Genomic DNA, 18,673 nt, shown 5'->3' on the forward strand with positions numbered 1-18,673 from the left:
GTGGGTGGCGGTGCCGGGCTGGGCGCCGCGGTGGGGGCCGACCGCTCCGGGCAGCGCGCCGGGCTGCCCGGCAGCGGCGCAGGCTGCCTCAACCTCCGGGAGGTGGCGCGGGGCGCCGGCTGCGGCCGGGAGGTCGACGACCGCGCCGGCGGGCGGGCCGTGCGCGGCAACCCCGTCGGGGGGGCCCGCCACGACCGCTGGCGGGTCATCGCCGAGCAGGACGGACGCGGCCGGCGGGAGGCCGGGACGGCCGGGGCGGTCCGCCGGGCCGTCCCGCGCGCGAGGCGGGCGCGTACGTCCTGCTCGGCGAGGACCAGACAGCGGTCGAGGAGGGCCGCCGCGACGGGGTTGCCGCGCAGGGCCCGCAGGGCGGCGAGGTCGTCGACCTCCGGGCGGTAACCGGCGCTCAGCGCCTCCTCCAGGAGGGTGAGGTAGCCGGCGGCGGTGCCGGGCAGGGCGGCGCGGTACCGGGCGAGGTCGGCCACCAGGAAGGCACGCAGCCGGGCACCCTCGCGCATCGCCTCGTCGAGGGAGTCGGCTAGGCGGAGACAGTCCTGAACGTCCTCGGCCGAGGCGGTTCGGGGGTGAAGGGCAAGGGCGAGAGCGCGGCGGAGCACACGCAGCTCCTCCACACCGAACGCCATGCCGCCGCGGGATCCGTATGGCGTGGGCATGCGGCGACAGTACGCGCTAATCAGACAAACTCGTCATAGGGGGCGGGTGTGGCGCGGGCGGAGCCACCCGGGCGGACGCGCGCCGGCACCCGTGCCTCACATGCGTGACACGTTCCGCTCGTACACCAGGCGCAGCCCCACCAGCGTCAGCCAGGGCTCGTGCTCGTCGATCACCGAGGACTCGCCCAGCACCATCGGTGCCAGACCGCCCGTGGCGATGACCGTGACGTCGTCCGGATTCTCCGCGAGCTCGCGGGACATCCGCTCGACGACCCCGTCGACCTGCCCGGCGAACCCGTAGATGATGCCGGACTGCATCGCCTCGACGGTGTTCTTGCCGATCACGCTCCGCGGCCTGGCCACCTCGATCTTCCGCAGCTGCGCGCCCCGCACCCCGAGCGCCTCCACGGAGATCTCGATGCCGGGCGCGATGACCCCGCCGACATACTCCCCGCGCGCGGACACCGCGTCGAAGGTCGTCGCCGTACCGAAGTCGACGACGATCGCCGGACCGCCGTACAGCTCGACCGCCGCGACCGCGTTGATGATGCGGTCCGCGCCGACCTCCTTGGGGTTGTCGGTGAGGATCGGCACGCCCGTCTTGACGCCCGGCTCCACCAGCACCGCGGGCACGTCGCCGTAGTACCGCCGCGTCACCTCGCGCAGCTCGTGCAGCACCGAGGGCACCGTCGCGCAGATCGCGATGCCGTCGATGCCGTCGCCCAGTTCCTCGCCGAGCAGCGGGTGCATGCCCATCAGGCCCTGGAGCAGGACGGCCAGCTCGTCGGCGGTGCGGCGGGCGTCCGTGGAGATGCGCCAGTGCTCGACGATCTCCTCGCCGTCGAACAGGCCGAGGACGGTGTGCGTGTTTCCTACGTCGATCGTGAGCAGCATCGCGGTTACTCCGCCTCGCGCAGGTCCAGGCCGATGTCCAGGATCGGCGAGGAGTGGGTGAGGGCGCCTACGGCGAGGTAGTCGACGCCGGTGTCGGCGTACGCGCGCGCGTTGTCCAGCGTGAGCCGCCCCGAGGCCTCCAGCGCGGCCCGCCCGTGCACCAGCGCGACCGCCTCCTCGCACTCCGCGGGCGTGAAGTTGTCGAGCAGGATCAGGTCTGCACCCGCGTCCAGGACCTCGCCCAGCTGGTGCAGGGTGTCGACCTCGACCTCGATCGGCACGTCCGGGAAGGCCTCCCGTACGGCCTTGAAGGCCTGGGCGACGCCGCCGGCGGCGACCACGTGGTTGTCCTTGACGAGCGCCGCGTCGGACAGCGACATGCGGTGGTTGACCCCGCCGCCGCACCGCACCGCGAACTTCTCCAGCGACCTGAGGCCGGGCGTCGTCTTGCGTGTGTCACGCACGCGTGCGTTCGTGCCCTCCAGCACGTCCGCCCACGCGCGCGTGGCGGTCGCGATGCCGGACAGCCGGCACAGCAGGTTCAGCGCGCTGCGCTCCCCGATGAGCAGGTCGCGGGTGCGCGTGGTGACCGACAGGAGCTTCTGCCCGGCCTCCACCCGGTCGCCGTCCTCCACGTGCCGCTCGACCTCGAACTCGTCCTCGCAGACGACGGAGACGACCGCCTCGGCGACCCGGAGGCCGGCCACGACGCCCGCCTCGCGCGCGACGAAGTCGGCGGTGGCGACGGCGTCCTCGGGGATGGTCGCGACCGTCGTCACGTCCACGCCGTGGTCGAGGTCCTCCTGGATGGCCACGTTGGCGATGTCCTCGACCTCCACGGGGTCGAGCCCGGCGTCGGCCAGGAGCTGGGCGAGCGCGGGGTCGAGCCCGCACTCCAGGTACTCCTCGCCGCCGTCTGCGCCACAGGCACAGCCGTCGCCGCAACCGCCGGTCTCAGCGAGGGGAAGGTCGGGGGTGCTCACGTCTGTCACTGCTCCTGAAGGGGCTGCCGGGTCGGGGGGAAGTCTGCGGTATCGGTGGTGTGTACGGCGAGTGTGCGGTCCGGATTCAGCCGTACGACGATGTGGCGGCGCCATGCGGTGTCGTCGCGGTCGGGCCGGTCCTCGCGCCAGTGGCAGCCGCGCGTCTCCTCACGCACGCGTGCGGCGGCGACCAGGACACGGGCCACGCACAGGAGGTTGGTGGCCTCCCAGGTGTCGACGCCGGGCTCGGCCGTCTTGCCGTTCTCGGCGAGGGCGTCGCGGGCGTCGGTGTGCAGCCGCTGGAGCTGTTCGGCGGCCTTCTCCAGGGAGTCCGCCGAGCGCAGGACGCCGGCGCCGTCCGTCATGGTCCGCTGGATCGCGAACCGGGCCTCGGGCGACTGGAGGGGGTGCGCGGGGGTCTCGGGGCGCTCGACCGGTGCGGGCACGCGCGCGTGGAGGCCGTTCGCCGCGTGGACGGCGGCGATGTCCTCCACGATGCGCTCGGCGTAGACGAGGCCTTCCAGGAGGGAGTTGGAGGCGAGCCGGTTCGCGCCGTGCACGCCGGTGCAGGCGACCTCGCCGCACGCGTACAGGCCCGGGACGGTCGTGCGGCCCTGGGAGTCGGTGCGCACGCCGCCGGAGGCGTAGTGGGCGGCCGGGGCTATCGGGATGGGCTCGGTGACCGGGTCGATGCCGTGGGCGCGGCAGGCGGCGAGGATCGTCGGGAAGCGGTGCGCCCACATGGTGGCGCCGAAGTGCCGGGCGTCGAGGAACATGTGCTCGACGTCCTGCTCCTGCATACGGCGCATGATGCCCTTGGCGACGATGTCCCGGGGCGCCAGCTCGGCCAGCTCGTGCTGCCCGACCATGAAGCGCACGCCGCCGGCGTCGACCAGGTGCGCGCCCTCGCCGCGGACCGCCTCGGAGACGAGGGGCTGCTGGCCCTCGGCGTCCGGGCCGAGGAAGAGCACGGTGGGGTGGAACTGGACGAACTCCAGGTCGGAGACCTCCGCGCCCGCGCGCAGCGCCAGTGCCACGCCGTCGCCCGTGGACACGGACGGGTTGGTGGTCGCGGAGAACACCTGGCCCATGCCGCCGGTCGCGAGGACGACCGCGGGGGCGTGCACGGCGCCCACGCCGTCGTGCTGGCCCTCGCCCATGACGTGCAGCGAGACACCCGCCGTACGGCCGTCGGCGTCGGTGAGCAGGTCCAGGACGAGCGCGTTCTCGATCGTGCGCAGCCCCCGCGCGCGTACCGCCTCGACGAGCGCCCGGGAGATCTCCGCGCCGGTCGCGTCGCCCCCGGCGTGCGCGATGCGGCGGCGGTGGTGGCCGCCCTCTCGGGTGAGCTCCAGGCCGCCTTCCTCGGACTCGTCGAAGTGCGCGCCGGTCTCGATGAGACGGTGCACGGCGTCCGGGCCCTCGGTGACGAGGATCCGTACCGCGTCCTCGTCGCACAGGCCCGCGCCCGCGACCAGGGTGTCGTCGAGGTGCTGTTCGGGGGTGTCGCCCTCGCCGAGCGCCGCGGCGATGCCGCCCTGCGCCCAGCGGGTGGAGCCGTCGTCCAGGCGGGCCTTGGTGACGACGACCGTGCGCAGGCCGGCGGCCTCGCAGCGCAGGGCCGCGGTGAGACCGGCGACGCCGGAGCCGACGACGACGACGTCCGCGTCGATGGACCACCCGGGCGCGGGCGCGTGCAGTCGTATGCCTGTGCTGGTCACGAGGCGGCTCCGAGGGTTCCGAAGGTGAGGGGGAGGTTGTCGATCAGCCGGGTCGTCCCGACCCGGGCGGCGACGGCGAGGACGGCCTCGCCGGTGAAGTCGTCGTCGACCTCCGAGAAGTCGGAGGGGTCGACGAGCGCGAGGTAGTCCAGGGCGATCGGCGGGTCGAGGCGGGCGGCCTCGTCGAGGACCAGCCGGGCGGCCGAGCGGACGGCGGAGGGGTCGCCCGGAAGCGCTTTCGCGACCGCGTGGGTGTCGGCCGCCGCGCGGGACTCCCCTATGGCGCTGAGCGCCTCGGCACGCGCGCGTGTGGCGGGCACTTCGCGCGCCCGCGCACGCAGTGCTTCCTGCGCCGCGTGCCGGTCGCGGCCCGCGAACAGCGCCTGGGACAGCGCGAGCGCGGTGCGCCGCTCCTTCGCCGAGAGGAAGCGGTTGCGGCTGGACAGCGCCAGGCCGTCGTCCTCGCGGACGGTCGGTACGCCGACGATCTCGACGCCGAAGTTCAGGTCCCGCACCATGCGCCGGATCAGGGCGAGCTGCTGGGCGTCCTTCTGGCCGTACAGGGCGACGTCGGGCCGGGTGAGGTGCAGCAGCTTGGCGACGACGGTGAGCATGCCGTCGAAGTGCCCGGGGCGCGAGGAGCCCTCCAGGCGTTCCCCCATGGGGCCCGCGCTGACCCGGACCTGGGGCTCGCCGCCGGGGTAGACCTCCTCTGCGGAGGGCGCGAACACGGCGTCCGCGCCCGCCTGTTCGGCGATCTTGATGTCGGCGTCGAGGGTGCGCGGGTAGCGGTCGAGGTCCTCGCCCTTGCCGAACTGGAGGGGGTTCACGAAGACGGTGACGACGACCTCGCCCTCGGGGCCGGCGATCTCGCGCGCGTTGCGGATCAGGGTGGCGTGGCCCTCGTGCAGGGCGCCCATGGTCATCACGACGGCACGGCGGCCGTGGCGGACGCGCGCGTGGAGCTCCTCGGCGGTGCGCAGCAGGGTGGTGGTCATCCGGCATCTCCCTTGGTGCCGTCGGTCCCGTTGGCGAGTACCCCGAGCAGGTCCTCGGCGAGCTCGGGCTTCAGCAGCCCGTGGGCGAGCGCCCGGTCGGCGGTCGCGCGGGCCATCGCGAGATAGCCGGCGACGGTCTGCGGGGCGTGCTTGCGCAGTTCGGTGACGTGCGCGGCGACGGTGCCCGCGTCGCCGCGCGCGACGGGGCCGGTGAGGGCCGCGTCGCCGGAGCGCAGGGCGTTGTCGAGGGCGGCGCCGAGCAGTGGGCCGAGCATCCGGTCGGGGGCCTCGACGCCGGCCTCGCGCAGCAGCTCCATGGACTGGGCCACCAGGGTGACGAGGTGGTTGGCGCCGAGCGCGAGGGCCGCGTGGTAGAGCGGGCGCCGCTCCTCGGCGATCCACTCGGGCTCGCCGCCCATCTCGATGACGAGGGCCTCGGCGGCCAGCCTCAGCTGGTCGGGCGCGGTGACCCCGAAGGAGCAGCCGGCCAGCCGCTGGACGTCCACCTGGGTGCCGGTGAAGGTCATCGCGGGGTGCAGGGCCAGCGGCAGCGCGCCCGCGCGCAGGGCGGGGTCGAGGACCTTCGTGCCGTACCGCCCGGAGGTGTGCACGAGCAGCTGTCCCGGCCGGACGGACCCGGTCTCGACGAGGCCCTCCACCAGGCCGGGCAAGGTGTCGTCCGGGACCGTCAGCAGCACCAGTTCGGCACGCTGGAGCACCTCGGCGGGCGGCACCAGGGGGACGTCCGGGAGCAGCTGCGCGGCCCGTCTGCGGGAGGCGTCGGAGACCCCGGAGACGGCCACCGGACGATGCCCGGCGAGCTGGAGGGAAGCGGCCAGCGCGGGGCCCACCCGACCGGCACCGACGACGCCGACGGTGAGCCGCGCGGGGCGGTCCTTGGGGTCTGGCAGTTGGCTTGTACTCACTCGACGACGGCCTTCCCGTTCCAGTCCGCTCCGGGTACCGGACGATTTCTCGTCATGTTAACGCGATTGGTTCGAGGGGCGTTCGGTTGTCCACAGGCTGTGGGTTGTCACACGTCGTACGTGAAGGGAAATGCGCGTGCCCGCGGGAAGGGCCGCGCGGGATGATCCGAGGCATGAGCGATGCTGCGGATCAGGTGGAAGAGCAGTCGGCGGAGGAGCAGTTGCGGGAGCGGCGCCGGGCCGCCCTGCGAGCGGCCCGGCGGGTCCTGTGGCGCGGAGGACTCAGCGGCACGATCCGGCAGCGGCTCGCGTCGCTCGCGGAGGCCGCACCCGAGGTGTACGACGTGGACGAGTCAGCGGACATCTACGGGAACGGGGTCGTGGCGGCCCTGGAGGAGCGGGTCGCGACCCTGCTGGGCAAGGAGGCCGCCGCGTTCTTCCCCACGGGCACGATGGCCCAGCAGGTCGCCCTGCGCTGCTGGGCGGGCCGCACCGGCAACCAGATGGTCGCCCTGCACGCCCTGGCCCACCCCGAGGTCCATGAACGGCATGCCCTCGCCCAGGTCAGCGGCTTGCGCCCGGTGCGCCTGACCGCCGAGCCCCGGCTGCCCACCGCGGACGAGGTGCGCGACTTCGAGGAGCCCTATGGCACGCTGATGCTCGAGTTGCCCCTCAGGGACGCCGGATTCGTCCTGCCGTCCTGGGAGGAGCTCACCGAGATCGTGGAGGCGGCGCGCGAGCGGGACGCGGTGGTGCACTTCGACGGGGCGCGCCTGTGGGAGACCACCGTCCACTTCGGCCGACCCCTGGACGAGATCGCGAGCCTGGCGGACAGCGTCTACGTGTCGTTCTACAAGTCGCTCGACGGTTTGGCCGGCGCGGCGCTCGCCGGCCCGAAGACGCTCGTGGAGGAGGCGAAGACCTGGCGCCACCGGTACGGCGGGATGGCCTTCCAGCAGTTCCCCACCGCGCTGTCGGCGCTCGTCGGCCTGGAGCGGGAGCTGCCCAGGCTGCCGGAGTACGTCCGTCACGCGCGCGTGGTGGCTGCCGCGCTGCGCGAGGGGTTCGCCGAGGCGGGCGTGCCATGGGCGCGCGTGCACCCCGAGGAGCCGCACACCCACCAGTTCCAGATCTGGCTGCCGTACGACGCCGACGTGCTGCTGGAGACGGCGGTACGGCAGGCCGAGGAGACGGGGACGTATCTGTTCACCGGCTACTGGGACCGCGGCGGGCCGGGTCTGGCCCTCGCCGAGGTCACCGTCGGCGCCGCCGGCCTGGAGTGGACGGCCGACGACGTGAAGGCGGCGGTGGCGGACTTCGTGGCCCGGCTCAGCGGCTAGGGCCTGTCCGGTGGATCATGCCGGCGTCGCGGGCCGCCGCGGCCGCCGGTGCAGCCACCGGCTCAGGGCCCGCCGTATCCGCCCGTGGGCCGGCCGTTCGGCGAGCACCGCCCGGAACTGCCGGTGGTCGCGCAGTTCGCGCACGACCTGCCAGTCGTGGGCGCCGGGCGCGGGCGGGGCGGGCTGCCCGAGGCGCTGGGCACGGTAGGTGTCGAGGAGGTACTGCTGGGTGAGACTCATGGCGAATCGCCTTCTCGGGACGCTTTCCGATGGGTCGGGCTCCGCGGTTGCCCCGTGATCCCAGGTTGCGCCGGTACGGCGGCGACGTCGCGCCGATTGACGGCGGCCGTCAATCGGGGGCGGCGTTGTCAGTGGCGGGGTGCACCATGAGGTCATGAGCGTGCGCATCGACATCGCGGGGCTGCGGCCGGAGAGGGTCGCCGTCGTGCCCTCCCCCTTGGCCGAGCTCGGCATGGCGCTGCACGCGCTGGCCGAGCCGGGTCACCATCCGGGACTCCAGGGCTGGGTGACCGGCGTACAGGCCGGCCTCGACCCGCATCTGGCCGACCGGATGTGCGACGCGGACTTCCTGTGGACGACGACCTTCGCGGACCTGTTCCTGCCCTACGCGGGCATCCCCGGCGGCGCCACCCTTCCCGGGGCCACGCTCGCCGAGGAGCTGGACCTGCTGGACAAGCTCACGGACGAGCAGTTCGTCAATGCGGCGCTGGAGTTCAGCTGCGCGACCTGTTACGACATCGGGGCCGACTGGCTGGTCGACGCCGAGCAGGGCCGTCGGCGTGCCCTGGAACTGGCGGCCGCGCGGGGGCCGCGCCAGGTGCGGTTCACCGAGCTGCTGCTGACCGATCCGCCCAGGATCCGGGCCTGGCTGCGGCAGTTCCTCCAGGACTGCGACGAGGCGTTCTTCGCGGAGGCCTGGTCGCGGCTGCGCCACCAGCTCACGGCCGACGCCCGCCACAAGACCGACCTGGTGCGCCGCAAGGGCCTGGCCGAGGCGCTGGCCGCCGCGTCCCCGGCGATCACGCTGGACGAGGCCGCCGCCGAGATCACCGTCGACAAACTGAGCGTGGGCCGCACCACCACGGGGGACGGCACCCTGCTGCTCGTACCGACCAGTCTCGGCTGGCCCCACCTGGCCGTCCTGTACCGGCCCGGCTGGCAGCCCGTGGTGCACTACCCGGTCGGCAGCCCGGAGCTCGCCGCGCCGCCCTCCGTCGAGCAGCTCGCCCTGCGCATGACCGCCCTGTCCCACCCCGTCCGGATGCGGATCTGCCGCCACCTGGCCCGCAGCGCCTGGACCACGAGCGAGCTGGCGCAGGCGCACGGGATGACGGCCCCCGAGATATCCCGGCACCTGGGCGTCCTGAAGAAGGCGGGTCTGATCACCACGCGCCGTCGCGGCCGGTACGTGCAGCACCAGCTGGACATCGCGGTCGTGGCCCGGCTGGGCAGCGACTTCCTGGAGGGGATCCTCCGGTAGCCGGTCAGTCGAACCGGATGTGCTTCACCCCGATCCGTACCTGCCGCAGCCTCGTCCGCAGTGCGCCCTCGTTGTTCGGCCGCAGCCTCAGCCCGGCCAGGACGGCGATGCGGTCGGCCGTCTTCGGCACGGTCGATTCGTCCGTCCACAGATGCTCGGCGAACTCGGGCTCCCGCAACCGCTCCAGACAGTGGTCGAGCTGCTGCACGGCCCAGGTCTCGCGTCCCAGACCGGCGTTCTTCCCGCCCACGTACTGGAGGAGGTGTCCGAAAACGCGCTCGCGCAGCCGCTTGACGACGGTCTCGCGCTGGGCGAGGAGGGTGAAGTGGCGTACGTCGTGGCCCAGTTCGCCGAGCCGGCCCACCGTTTCGGCGAAGTAGCTGGAGTCGGTGACCGTCATGGGGACGATGACCACACCCTCGTGCTTGGTGAGGGCGAGGTCGAGCACCTCGACCACGCCCTGCCGCCATGACGTCAAGTCCTGGAAGTTCCCGCGCAGTTCGGGTGGCAGCATGCGGCGCAGGCCGAAGCCGGCGTGCTCGGGGTCGCAGACGACGCTGCCGGGCAGCCGCCGCTGGATCTCGTACGCCGTCTGTGTCTTCCCGCCCCCAAAGGGGCCGTTGATCCAGAGAAGCATGCGCAGACCCTAGTGGGCGCCGGTTACGCGGGAGTCACGTTCCGGGCGGTGCCTCAGCCGTGCCCGCCGGCCCGCACCAGCCCCGTCTCGTACGCCAGGACCACCACCTGGACCCGGTCCCGGAGGCCGACCTTGGTGAGGATGCGGCCCACGTGGGTCTTCACGGTCGCCTCGGACAGGACGAGCCGGGCGGCGATCTCGCCGTTGGACAGCCCCTGGGCGACCAGGATCATGACCTCGCGCTCGCGGTCGGTGAGCCGCTCCAGCTCCTTGTGCCGGGGCTCCTTGCCGGTGCTCGGCAGCATCGGCGCGAACCGGTCCAGGAGGCGGCGGGTGGTCGAGGGGGCCACCACCGCGTCGCCGCTGTGCACCGAGCGGATGGCGGTGAGGAGCTCGCCGGGCGGCACGTCCTTGAGCATGAAACCGGACGCGCCCGCCTTCAGCCCGGAGAAGGCGTACTCGTCGAGGTCGAAAGTGGTCAGGATCAGCACCTTCGGCGGGTTGGCCTCCTGGCAGATGCGGCGGGTGGTCTCCACGCCGTCGAGCTTCGGCATGCGCACGTCCATCAGGACGACGTCGACAGCGGTCGCGCGCAGGACCTGGAGGGCCTCGACGCCGTCGCCCGCCTCCGCGACGACCTCCATGTCCGGCTGGGCGGCGAGCACCATCCGGAACCCGGTGCGCAGCAGCACCTGGTCGTCGACGAGCATCACGCGGATCGCCATCGGGTTCCTCTTCCGTCTCTTCCGGGCTCTTGGGGCTCTGCTGATTACGGCGGCGGGGTTCACAGCGGGGTTGTTACAGGTGTCAACACAGGGCGTGCGTCGGCATCAATGCGCCGGTTTGAGCGGGAGCAGCGCACTGATACGGAACCCTCCGCCGGGGCGGGGTCCCGCGTCCAGGGTGCCGCCGACCATCCCGACCCGCTCACGCATGCCGATCAGGCCGTGGCCCTGTCCGTCGGTGCCGCCCTCTTCGTACAGCTCGTGCGGGGCGCCCTTGCCGTCGTCCTCTACGAGCAGGCCGAGCCCGTCGTCGAAGTACACCAGGCGCACGCTGGCGCCCGCGTTCGGCCCGCCGTGCTTGCGGGTGTTGGTGAGCGCCTCCTGCACGATGCGGTACGCCGTGAGTTCGACGCCGCTGGGCAGCGGGCGCGGTGTGCCCTCCACCTTGAAGTCGACCGGCAGCCCTGAGGTGCGGCACTGCTCGACGAGGTCGTCGATCTGCTCGACGTCGGGCTGCGGGACGTACTCGCCGACCTCCTGGTGCTCACCGGTGCGCAGCACGCCCAGCAGGCGGCGCATCTCGGCGAGGGCCTGGCGGCCGGTGGAGGAGATCGTCTCCAGGGCTTTCTTCGCCTGGTCGGGCGCGGTGTCGAGGACGTAGGCGGCTCCGTCGGCCTGCACCACCATCACCGACACGTTGTGCGCGACCACGTCGTGGAGCTCACGCGCGATACGGGCGCGTTCGGCGGCCACCGCGACCTTCGCCTGCGCCTCGCGCTCCTTCTCCAGCCGGCTCGCGCGCTCCTCCAGCTGCGCGAAGTAGGCGCGCCGGGTGCGGATCGAGTCGCCGAGCACCCAGGCGAGGGCGAACGGCACCGTCAGGAAGATCGCCTTCGCGGCGTTGCCCAGCGCGCTGCCGTCCAGCGGCCAGCGCGTCTGCGCCATCGGCGCCGCGCACAGCCCCACGGCGAGCGCGAGCCGGGAGGCCCATCGGGAGCCCGTCGCGGCCACCGTGTAGACGATCACCAGCATCGCGAAGTCGGCAGCCATCGTCTGGACGTTCAGCACCAGCTGCGCCAGCCCGATCCCGACCGACAGCATCAGCATCTTCTCCGGCATGAGCCGGCGCAGCGCGATCACCAGGCACAACAGGAACGCGATCGGAACGATCAACGCCGGGGAGTCGTTGCCCCGCACCGCCGAGCTGGCGGTTCCGCTCAGCAGCGAGATCCCGAACAGGAAGACGGCCCAGAAGGTGTCGACCCCTGTCGGGTGTCTGCGGAGGAAGTCATAGAGGCGCTGCACGTAACCCAGCGTAGGGAAGCGTGAAGCGTGCAGGGGTCAACCGGAGGACCGATCCATTCCCGGCCCACGTACTCCCCAAGGTGGAGGCCCCGTTCCCCTGTACGCCTAATCTGGCGGCGTGACGGACGAGACGGCGGGCCGATGGCGTGGCTGGCGCGCGGCCGCGGAGACCGCCCTGTACGGACCTGAGGGCTTCTATCACCGGCCCGAGGGCCCGGCCGGTCACTTCCGTACGTCGGTGCACGCGTCGCCGTTGTTCGCCGGGGCCGTGGCGCGGCTGCTGGGCCGGGTCGACGAGGCCCTGGGCCGGCCCGCCACGCTCGACTTCGTCGACATGGCCGCCGGCCGCGGCGAGCTGGTCACCGGGGTGCTCGCCGCGCTGCCCTCCGACGTGGCCGCCCGCACGCGCGCGTACGCCGTCGAACTCGCCGAACGCCCGCCCGGCCTCGACCACCGGATCGAGTGGCTGACCGAGCCCCCGCGCGGCATCACCGGGCTGCTGTTCGCCAACGAATGGCTGGACAACGTGCCCGTGGAGATCGCCGAGACCGACTCCGCGGGGGTGCCGCGCACGGTGCTCGTACGGTCTGACGGGACCGAGCGGCTCGGGGAGCCGTTCTCGGGTGCGCAGGCGGAGTGGCTGGCGCGGTGGTGGCCGCTGCCGGCCGAGGAGGGGCTGCGGGCGGAGGTGGGGCTGCCCCGGGACGAGGCGTGGGCCGCCGCGGTCGCCGCGGTCGGACGGGGGCTCGCGGTCGCGGTCGACTACGCGCACACGCTCGGCGCGCGCCCCCTCTTCGGGACGCTCACCGGTTTCCGCGCGGGGCGCGAGACGGCGCCCGTACCGGACGGGTCGTGCGACATCACGGCGCACGTCGCGCTGGACGCGTGCGCACTGCCCGGGGGGCGCGTACTGACACAGCGCGCCGCCCTGCGCGCTTTGGGCCTCGCAGGCGCACGCCCCCCGCTCGCACTGGCCTCGACACAGCCCGCGGCCTACGTACGCGCCCTCGCGAGCGCCGGCGAGGCCGCCGAACTCACCGCGCCCGGCGGCCTCGGCGACTTCGGCTGGCTGCTCCAGCCGGTCGCCCTCCCGGACACGGCGGCCACACCCCTGGCGGCGCTACTTGTCGATGTCCCCGACCACGAAGAACAGTGACCCCAGGATCGCGACCATGTCCGCGACCAGGGTGCCCGGGAGCAGTTCTGTGAGGGCCTGGATGTTGTTGTACGAGGCCGAGCGGAGCTTGAGGCGGTACGGGGTCTTCTCGCCCTTGCTGACGAGGTAGTAGCCGTTGATGCCGAGCGGGTTCTCGGTCCACGCGTACGTGTGGCCCTCGGGCGCCTTCAGGACCTTGGGGAGCCGCTGGTTGATCGGGCCGGGCGCGAGCTCGGCGAGGCGGTCGAGGCAGGCGTCGGCGAGGTCGAGGGCGTTGTGGGTCTGCTCCAGGAGGACCTCGAAGCGGGAGAGACAGTCGCCCTCCTCGCGGGTCACCACCTTCAGGGTGTCCTTCAGCTCCTCGTAGGCGAGGTAGGGCTCGTCGCGGCGCAGGTCGAAGTCGACCCCGGAGGCGCGTGCGATCGGCCCGCTCACGCCGTACGCGTGCACGGCCTGCGGCGAGAGCGCGCCCACGCCCCGCGTGCGTCCCCGGAAGATCTCGTTGCCGAGCACCAGGTCGTCGTACACGCCCATCCGCCCGCGCACGGCGGCGACGGCGCCACGCGCGCGCGTGGCCCAGCCGGCCGGCAGGTCCTCCTTGAGGCCGCCGACGCGGTTGAACATGTAGTGCATGCGGCCGCCGGAGACCTCCTCCATGACGTTCTGGAGCACCTCGCGCTCCCGGAACGCGTAGAAGACCGGCGTGATGCCGCCGAGTTCCAGCGGGTAGGAGCCCAGGAACATCAGGTGGTTGAGCACCCGGTTGAGCTCCGCGAGCAGGGTGCGCGTCCACACCGCGCGCGGGGGGACCTCCATGCCCAGCATGCGCTCCACGGCGAGGACCACGCCCAGCTCGTTGGAGAAGGCCGACAGCCAGTCGTGGCGGTTGGCGAGCATGATGATCTGGCGGTAGTCGCGCGCCTCGAAGAGCTTCTCCGCGCCCCGGTGCATATAGCCGATCACCGGCTCCGCGTGCTGGATCCGCTCGCCGTCCAGGACGAGCCTGAGGCGCAGCACACCGTGCGTCGACGGGTGCTGGGGTCCGATGTTGAGCACCATGTCGGTGCTCTCCGCGGCGCCGCCGATACCGACCGTGGTCTCCGTCGTGGGAGTCATGGACACAGTCTGTCCTACGTACGCTGACCTCATGGAGACGGGGAACGGGCAGGATACGGAGGCGGCGGAGGGTGAGCCGGTGTGGATCGGCCTGCCTCCGGGGCTGCTGCGGATGCGACGGCTGTTGCTGGTGGTGTGGCTGGGGCTGCTGACCGTGGCGGTCGGCCTGCTGCTGAACTGGGTCGCGGGCCCCTCATGGGCCGCGTTCGCGCTGCTGCCGCTCGCCCTCATGGCGTGGGGCTGGGTGATGCTGGGCCGCAACTGGGCCTCCTGGCGGTACGCCGAGCGCGCCGACGACCTGCTGATCAGCAAGGGCGTCCTGTGGCGCGAGGAGACCATCGTGCCGTACGGGCGGATGCAGCTGGTCGAGGTCACCTCCGGGCCCGTGGAACGGCACTTCGGGCTGTCCAGCGTGCAGTTGCACACGGCGGCCGCGGCGACCGACGCGACCATCCCGGGCCTGGACCCGGCCGAGGCGGAACGGCTGCGCGACCGGCTCACCGAGCTCGGCCAGGCACGATCGGCCGGCCTGTGACGACGCCGGGCATCGACGACGACGTACGGCAGAAGCCGCCCGTGACCGAGCGGCGGCTGCATCCCGTGACGCCGCTCAGGCGGGCGTGGGCGCCCGTCGCGGTGCTCATCGGGTGGGCGGTGCACGACCCCGACCAGGCGCAGCGCCAGCTGACCCGGCTCACCCCCACGGTCCTGCTGATCGTCCTCGCCGTGTTCGTCCCCGCCGCCGCCCTCTACGGCTTCCTCACCTGGTGGTACACGCACTTCGCGGTGACCGAGGCCGAACTGCGCATCCGTACCGGCCTGGTGTTCCGGCGCACCGCGCACATCCGGCTGGAACGCATCCAGGCGATCGACATCACCCAGCCGCTCCTCGCGCGCGTGGCGGGCGTCGCGAAGCTCAAACTCGACGTCATAGGCACCGACAAGAAGGACGAACTGGCCTTCCTGGGGGAGCGCGAGGCGCGTGCGCTGCGCGCGGAACTCCTCGCCCGCGCCGCCGGGTTCGCACCCGAGACGGCGCACGAAGTCGGCGAGGCTCCGGCGCGCGAGCTGCTGCGCACGCCTCCGCGCGACCTCGCGATCGCCCTCGTCCTGACGGGCGCCACCTGGGCCACGCTGGCCGCCGCCCTCGTCGTACCGCCCCTCCTGTGGTTCGCCACCCACAGCCTGTGGACGGTCCTCGCGACCGGCGTACCGCTGCTCGGCGCGGCGGGCGCGAGCAGCGTGGGGCGGTTCGTCGGCGAGTACGACTGGACCGTGGGCGAGTCGCCCGACGGGCTGCGGATCGACCACGGGCTCCTGGACCGCACCCACGAGACGGTGCCGCCGGGGCGCGTGCAGACCGTACGGATCGTGGAGCCGCTGCTGTGGCGGCGGCGCGGCTGGGTGCGGGTCGAACTGGACGTGGCCGGGTCGTCCAACTCCGTGCTGGTGCCGGTCGCCGCGCGCGAGGTCGCCGAGGCGATCGTCGCGCGCGTGCTGCCCGGCGTGGTCGTACCGCCCCTGTCGGCGCTGTCCCGGCCGCCGCGGCGCGCCGGGCGTTGCGTGCCGGTGTGGTGGCGGGGCCACGGACTCGCCGTCACCGACGCGGTGTTCGCGGCCCGGACAGGACTGCTGCGGCGCAGCCTCGCCCTCGTCCCGCACGCGAAGGTCCAGAGCGTACGGCTCGCCCAGGGGCCCTGGCAGCGCGTCTGGCGGCTCGCCGACGTCCATGTGGACACCGGGGCCAACAAGACCGTCACAGCGCGTCTGCGGGACGTGGAGGAGGCCGCGGAGCTGCTGCGGGCGCAGGCGGAGAGATCACGGACGGGGCGGCGGGACGCCCGGCCCGACCGGTGGATGGCCTGACCGGTCCGCCGGGTGTCTGCCGGGACGGCTGGGCGCCTGGCCGGGCCGCTGGGCCCCTGCCCGGGCCGCTGGGGGTCCGCGCCCGGGCCGCGGCGGAAAAAGAGAGCCGCGCGGCCCCCTCGGGAGTCCGCGCGGCTCTCGTCGACGCGTCGTTCAGGAAACCGCGCTCCGCAGCCCCTGCATATCGATCTGCTCGGTCTCGTCGTGCGCCGTCAGGTCGATGACCTGGCTGATGCCCCGGGACTGCTCGTCCGCCGGCTTGAACTCCGCCTCGGACTCGGCCTTGTGGAGGGCGAGCGCCTCCTGGCCGACCACGTCGGCGAGGTCCTCGTTCTGCACGGACTCCAGCGCGGCGGACTCCTTCTGCATGCCGAAGAAGTCGAAGCCGCCCTCGACGGCGGCACGCCGCACGGGCGCGGCCGGCACGACGGCCACCGCCGTCGGTGCGACGAAGTGCCCGGAAGGCTGCTGCGCGGGCAGGGCGGGCTTGGCCTGCGTGGTGGTGACGGCGGCCGCGCGCGTATGCCCGTCGACCGCCACGGGCTGCCCCTGCGCCTCGTCCTCCTGCGCGGCCTCCGCTCCGGAGTCACCGGAGGTGACCACGCGCGCGGTGACGGGACCGGCCTGCGCCGGAACGTCCTTCGCGGGGCCGTCGCCCTTCGGGCCGCCGTCGCCGTCCGGGGTGCCGTCGTCCTTGGGGGAACCGTCGTCCTTGGACGAGCCGTCGGACGAGCCGTCCTTCGTCGAACTGTCCTTCGCCGAGTCGTCCTTGGCCGAGGCCTCGGGGGCGTCGTCCTTCTTGGCGCCCTCGCCACCCTCGAACCGCGACAGCGCCGCCTTCGCCCGCAGGAACAGCTTGGAGCCCTCCGGCGAGAAGATCGCGGGCGCCTCGGACTCGTCGTCGACGGACTCGGCGCTCTCAGCGGACTCGGCGCTCTCCGCCGCCTCGCCCTCGGTCTCCGCCGCCTCGTCCCCGGTCTCCACCGCTTCGTCCTCGGCCGGGGCAGCCACAGCCTCGGCCTCCTCGTCGGCATCGACCGGCACGGGCGGCAGCTCGCGCGGCGGAGCCGCCTCTATCTCGAGCAGCCGGCGGCCCTCCAGGGCGCTCGCCCGCTCGGTCTCCGCCGTGGCGTACCGGCGCAGCAGGGCGGCATGCTCGTTGCGCAGGCCCGCCAGTTCCGTGCGCTTGGACCTCAGCCGCTGCTCCAGCTTGCCGCGCAGTTCGCGCGACTCCTCAAGGTCGGTCTCCAGTTCGGCGACCCGTTCCTCGAATCGCCATTCGTCGCTCGCACGCGCGCGTATGAGGTCGGCGACCTGCTTGCCGGCCTGCGTGTCCCAGCGGCGCATGACGGCCGCACCGACGACCGCCGTCGCCGCGGCGGCCGCGGCGACGACGCGCAGCACGGCAGGTTGCGAGAACGCCCAGGGGCCGAAGGCGCAGACGACGGAGACGCCTGCGATCGCCGACGGGGGAAGCATCCTGTGCAAGGGCGGGGAATGGCGGTGACGTCCACGTGGCATGGCCAGAAACTTACCGCGCGTAGGCGAATCGTGGTGCCCCGGCCCGTAAAAACACAGCCATACCGCAGCCTTCACACGACATCAGGAATCAGACCCGCCACCGAATTCGACAACCGGGACATGATCCGCCGGCTCCACAGCAAGATCATTTGTCATCGATCGCTCAACCGCCCGCTCATCCACTGGAGCGTCGCCGGAATCTCCCGCCGCCAGGTGTTGAAGTTGTGCCCGCCGCTTTCGAGGATGATCGACGAGATGTGCGTCCGGTTCGTCGCCTTCACGCGGTCGATGAACCTCAGTGTGTCCTTGTAGTTCGACTCACCGATCTTGCTGCTGCTGACGAGCAGTGAAGTGTCGGGCGCGGGCATGTGCTTGAGGTACCAGAACAGGTTCGCGCGATCGCGCAGTCCCTTGTCGCCCTGGAAGAGATCGCCGGTGGTGGGGTCGCTCGGCGCGTTGTAGTACGGCGAGAGGCCCGCGCCCGCGGCGTACACCTCGGGATGGTGCATGGCGAGCTTCAGCGCGCAATAGCCGCCTGTGGAGTCGCCGATGATGCCCCAGCTGCCCGGCTTCCGCCCCACCCGGTAGTGCGCGAGAACGGCGTCGGGCAGGTCCTTGGCGAAGAACGACTCCGTCCGGGGTCCGTCCGGAACGTCGACGCACTCCGTGTCCCGCGGCGGCGCCACCGTGGGCCGCATCATCACCAGGATCATCGGCTGCATACGGCCGTCCTTGGCGAGGTCCAGGGCCGTGCCCGGGTAGTGGAGTTTGTCGACCAGCGCCTGCGCGGTGCCCGGATATCCGGTGAGGACCACGGCGGCGGGAAACGTCCGCGCGCGGTACCGCGGCTGGAAGTACTCGGGCGGCAGGTAGACGAAGGCGGACGTGGCGATGTGCGTCGTACGGCCGACAATGGCGACCTTCTGGATCTGGCCGCCGTTCTGCGGCCGCGCGCTGCCCGTCTCCCTGACCCGCCGGATGTCCGTCACCTGGAGCGGGCCGCCCGAGCCGCCGTTCGCCGTGTGGTCGACGACCACCCCCTGCTCGTCCTCCTGGCCGAACAGGTCGGCCCAGCTGGCGTAGAACCCGAAGGCCTGGTTGGCGGCGAGGCCGACCGCCGCGAAGAGCGCCAGCTGGGTCGCGAGCAGCAGTCCCACCCGTCCGCCGACGGCCCGCCAGCTTTGCCGCGACAGCCGCGGCCACAGCCACACCGTGCCGACGAACAGCAGCACCGCCGACCCGACCGCCAGCACCAGCACGTTGTTCCCCGTGAGACCCATGGTTGGTTTCCCGCCTGCGCTTTCTCCCCG

General features: G+C 72.8%; 18 protein-coding genes. 5 read left to right on the plus strand and 13 right to left on the minus strand.

From position 1 onward, the window contains the following. From HLK59_RS51090 to HLK59_RS17865, 6 genes are all read right to left on the minus strand, one after another. The coding region (locus HLK59_RS51090) for a hypothetical protein (RefSeq protein ID WP_240982483.1) at positions 1-644 on the minus strand (644 nt) is incomplete at its 3' end. 126 nt (positions 645-770) lie between these two features. After that, entirely contained in the window at positions 771-1,568 is a 798-nt protein-coding gene (locus HLK59_RS17845) for a type III pantothenate kinase (protein ID WP_171142433.1), read from the minus strand. A 5-nt stretch (positions 1,569-1,573) separates the two neighbouring features. Beyond that, positions 1,574-2,551: a carboxylating nicotinate-nucleotide diphosphorylase gene (gene nadC, locus HLK59_RS17850; protein WP_171142434.1), complete on the minus strand. Its 978-nt coding sequence runs from the start codon at positions 2,549-2,551 to the stop codon at positions 1,574-1,576. A gap of 5 nt (positions 2,552-2,556) precedes the next feature. Further along, complete coding sequence (locus HLK59_RS17855; protein WP_171142435.1) at positions 2,557-4,272, minus strand: L-aspartate oxidase; 1,716 nt, start codon at positions 4,270-4,272, stop codon at positions 2,557-2,559. Then, positions 4,269-5,270 (minus strand): pantoate--beta-alanine ligase, encoded by a 1,002-nt coding sequence (gene panC, locus HLK59_RS17860; RefSeq protein ID WP_171142436.1) that lies wholly within the window; start codon positions 5,268-5,270, stop codon positions 4,269-4,271. Before panC ends, HLK59_RS17855 begins: the two co-directional genes overlap by 4 nt. Beyond that, on the minus strand, positions 5,267-6,196 hold the full coding sequence (locus HLK59_RS17865; RefSeq protein ID WP_171142437.1) for a DUF2520 domain-containing protein: 930 nt from the start codon (positions 6,194-6,196) through the stop codon (positions 5,267-5,269). Before HLK59_RS17865 ends, panC begins: the two co-directional genes overlap by 4 nt. 173 nt (positions 6,197-6,369) lie before the next feature. On the opposite strand from HLK59_RS17865, the gene HLK59_RS17870 reads away from it, so the two are divergent. Next, positions 6,370-7,536 carry an aminotransferase class I/II-fold pyridoxal phosphate-dependent enzyme gene (locus HLK59_RS17870; protein ID WP_171142438.1) on the plus strand — a complete coding sequence of 389 codons (1,167 nt, stop codon included), beginning with the start codon at positions 6,370-6,372 and terminating at the stop codon, positions 7,534-7,536. A gap of 15 nt (positions 7,537-7,551) precedes the next feature. Here HLK59_RS17870 and HLK59_RS17875 read toward each other — a convergent pair whose 3' ends face one another. Then, positions 7,552-7,776, minus strand: a complete 225-nt coding sequence (locus HLK59_RS17875) for a hypothetical protein (protein WP_171142439.1) — start codon at positions 7,774-7,776, stop codon at positions 7,552-7,554. Positions 7,777-7,930: 154 nt separating this feature from the next. Here HLK59_RS17875 and HLK59_RS17880 point away from each other — a divergent pair, with 154 nt between their 5' ends. Further along, positions 7,931-9,037: a DUF5937 family protein gene (locus HLK59_RS17880; RefSeq protein WP_171142440.1), complete on the plus strand. Its 1,107-nt coding sequence runs from the start codon at positions 7,931-7,933 to the stop codon at positions 9,035-9,037. A 4-nt stretch (positions 9,038-9,041) separates the two neighbouring features. Here the strand turns inward: HLK59_RS17880 and HLK59_RS17885 are convergent, their stop codons facing one another. The 3 genes from HLK59_RS17885 to HLK59_RS17895 all read right to left on the minus strand — a co-directional run bounded on the left by HLK59_RS17885 (position 9,042) and on the right by HLK59_RS17895 (position 11,704). Beyond that, positions 9,042-9,674: an AAA family ATPase gene (locus HLK59_RS17885; protein ID WP_171142441.1), complete on the minus strand. Its 633-nt coding sequence runs from the start codon at positions 9,672-9,674 to the stop codon at positions 9,042-9,044. Between the two features lie 53 nt (positions 9,675-9,727). Beyond that, positions 9,728-10,399, minus strand: coding sequence for a response regulator transcription factor (locus HLK59_RS17890; RefSeq protein ID WP_171142442.1), 672 nt, complete (start codon positions 10,397-10,399; stop codon positions 9,728-9,730). A gap of 105 nt (positions 10,400-10,504) precedes the next feature. Then, positions 10,505-11,704 (minus strand): sensor histidine kinase, encoded by a 1,200-nt coding sequence (locus HLK59_RS17895; protein WP_171142443.1) that lies wholly within the window; start codon positions 11,702-11,704, stop codon positions 10,505-10,507. A 118-nt stretch (positions 11,705-11,822) separates the two neighbouring features. On the opposite strand from HLK59_RS17895, the gene HLK59_RS17900 reads away from it, so the two are divergent. Next, entirely contained in the window at positions 11,823-12,860 is a 1,038-nt protein-coding gene (locus HLK59_RS17900; RefSeq protein ID WP_171142444.1) for an SAM-dependent methyltransferase, read from the plus strand. On the opposite strand, the gene HLK59_RS17905 is transcribed toward HLK59_RS17900, so the two are convergent. Next, entirely contained in the window at positions 12,825-13,976 is a 1,152-nt protein-coding gene (locus tag HLK59_RS17905; RefSeq protein WP_171142445.1) for an NADH-quinone oxidoreductase subunit D, read from the minus strand. The genes HLK59_RS17900 and HLK59_RS17905 overlap by 36 nt on opposite strands. A 31-nt stretch (positions 13,977-14,007) precedes the next feature. Here HLK59_RS17905 and HLK59_RS17910 point away from each other — a divergent pair, with 31 nt between their 5' ends. Next, positions 14,008-14,511 carry a PH domain-containing protein gene (locus tag HLK59_RS17910; protein WP_171142446.1) on the plus strand — a complete coding sequence of 168 codons (504 nt, stop codon included), beginning with the start codon at positions 14,008-14,010 and terminating at the stop codon, positions 14,509-14,511. Beyond that, entirely contained in the window at positions 14,508-15,842 is a 1,335-nt protein-coding gene (locus HLK59_RS17915) for a PH domain-containing protein (protein WP_171142447.1), read from the plus strand. The genes HLK59_RS17910 and HLK59_RS17915 overlap by 4 nt, the downstream gene beginning before the upstream one ends. Positions 15,843-15,995: 153 nt before the next feature. Here HLK59_RS17915 and HLK59_RS17920 read toward each other — a convergent pair whose 3' ends face one another. Together HLK59_RS17920 and HLK59_RS17925 are read right to left on the minus strand one after the other, a co-directional pair. Further along, positions 15,996-17,321, minus strand: coding sequence for a hypothetical protein (locus tag HLK59_RS17920; RefSeq protein ID WP_240982479.1), 1,326 nt, complete (start codon positions 17,319-17,321; stop codon positions 15,996-15,998). A gap of 194 nt (positions 17,322-17,515) precedes the next feature. Continuing rightward, entirely contained in the window at positions 17,516-18,643 is a 1,128-nt protein-coding gene (locus HLK59_RS17925) for an alpha/beta hydrolase-fold protein (RefSeq protein WP_171142449.1), read from the minus strand. Between the last annotated feature and the right edge of the window lie 30 nt (positions 18,644-18,673).

It is taken from the genome of Streptomyces sp. S3(2020) (genome assembly GCF_013044505.1).
Classification (GTDB): Bacteria; Actinomycetota; Actinomycetes; order Streptomycetales; family Streptomycetaceae; genus Streptomyces.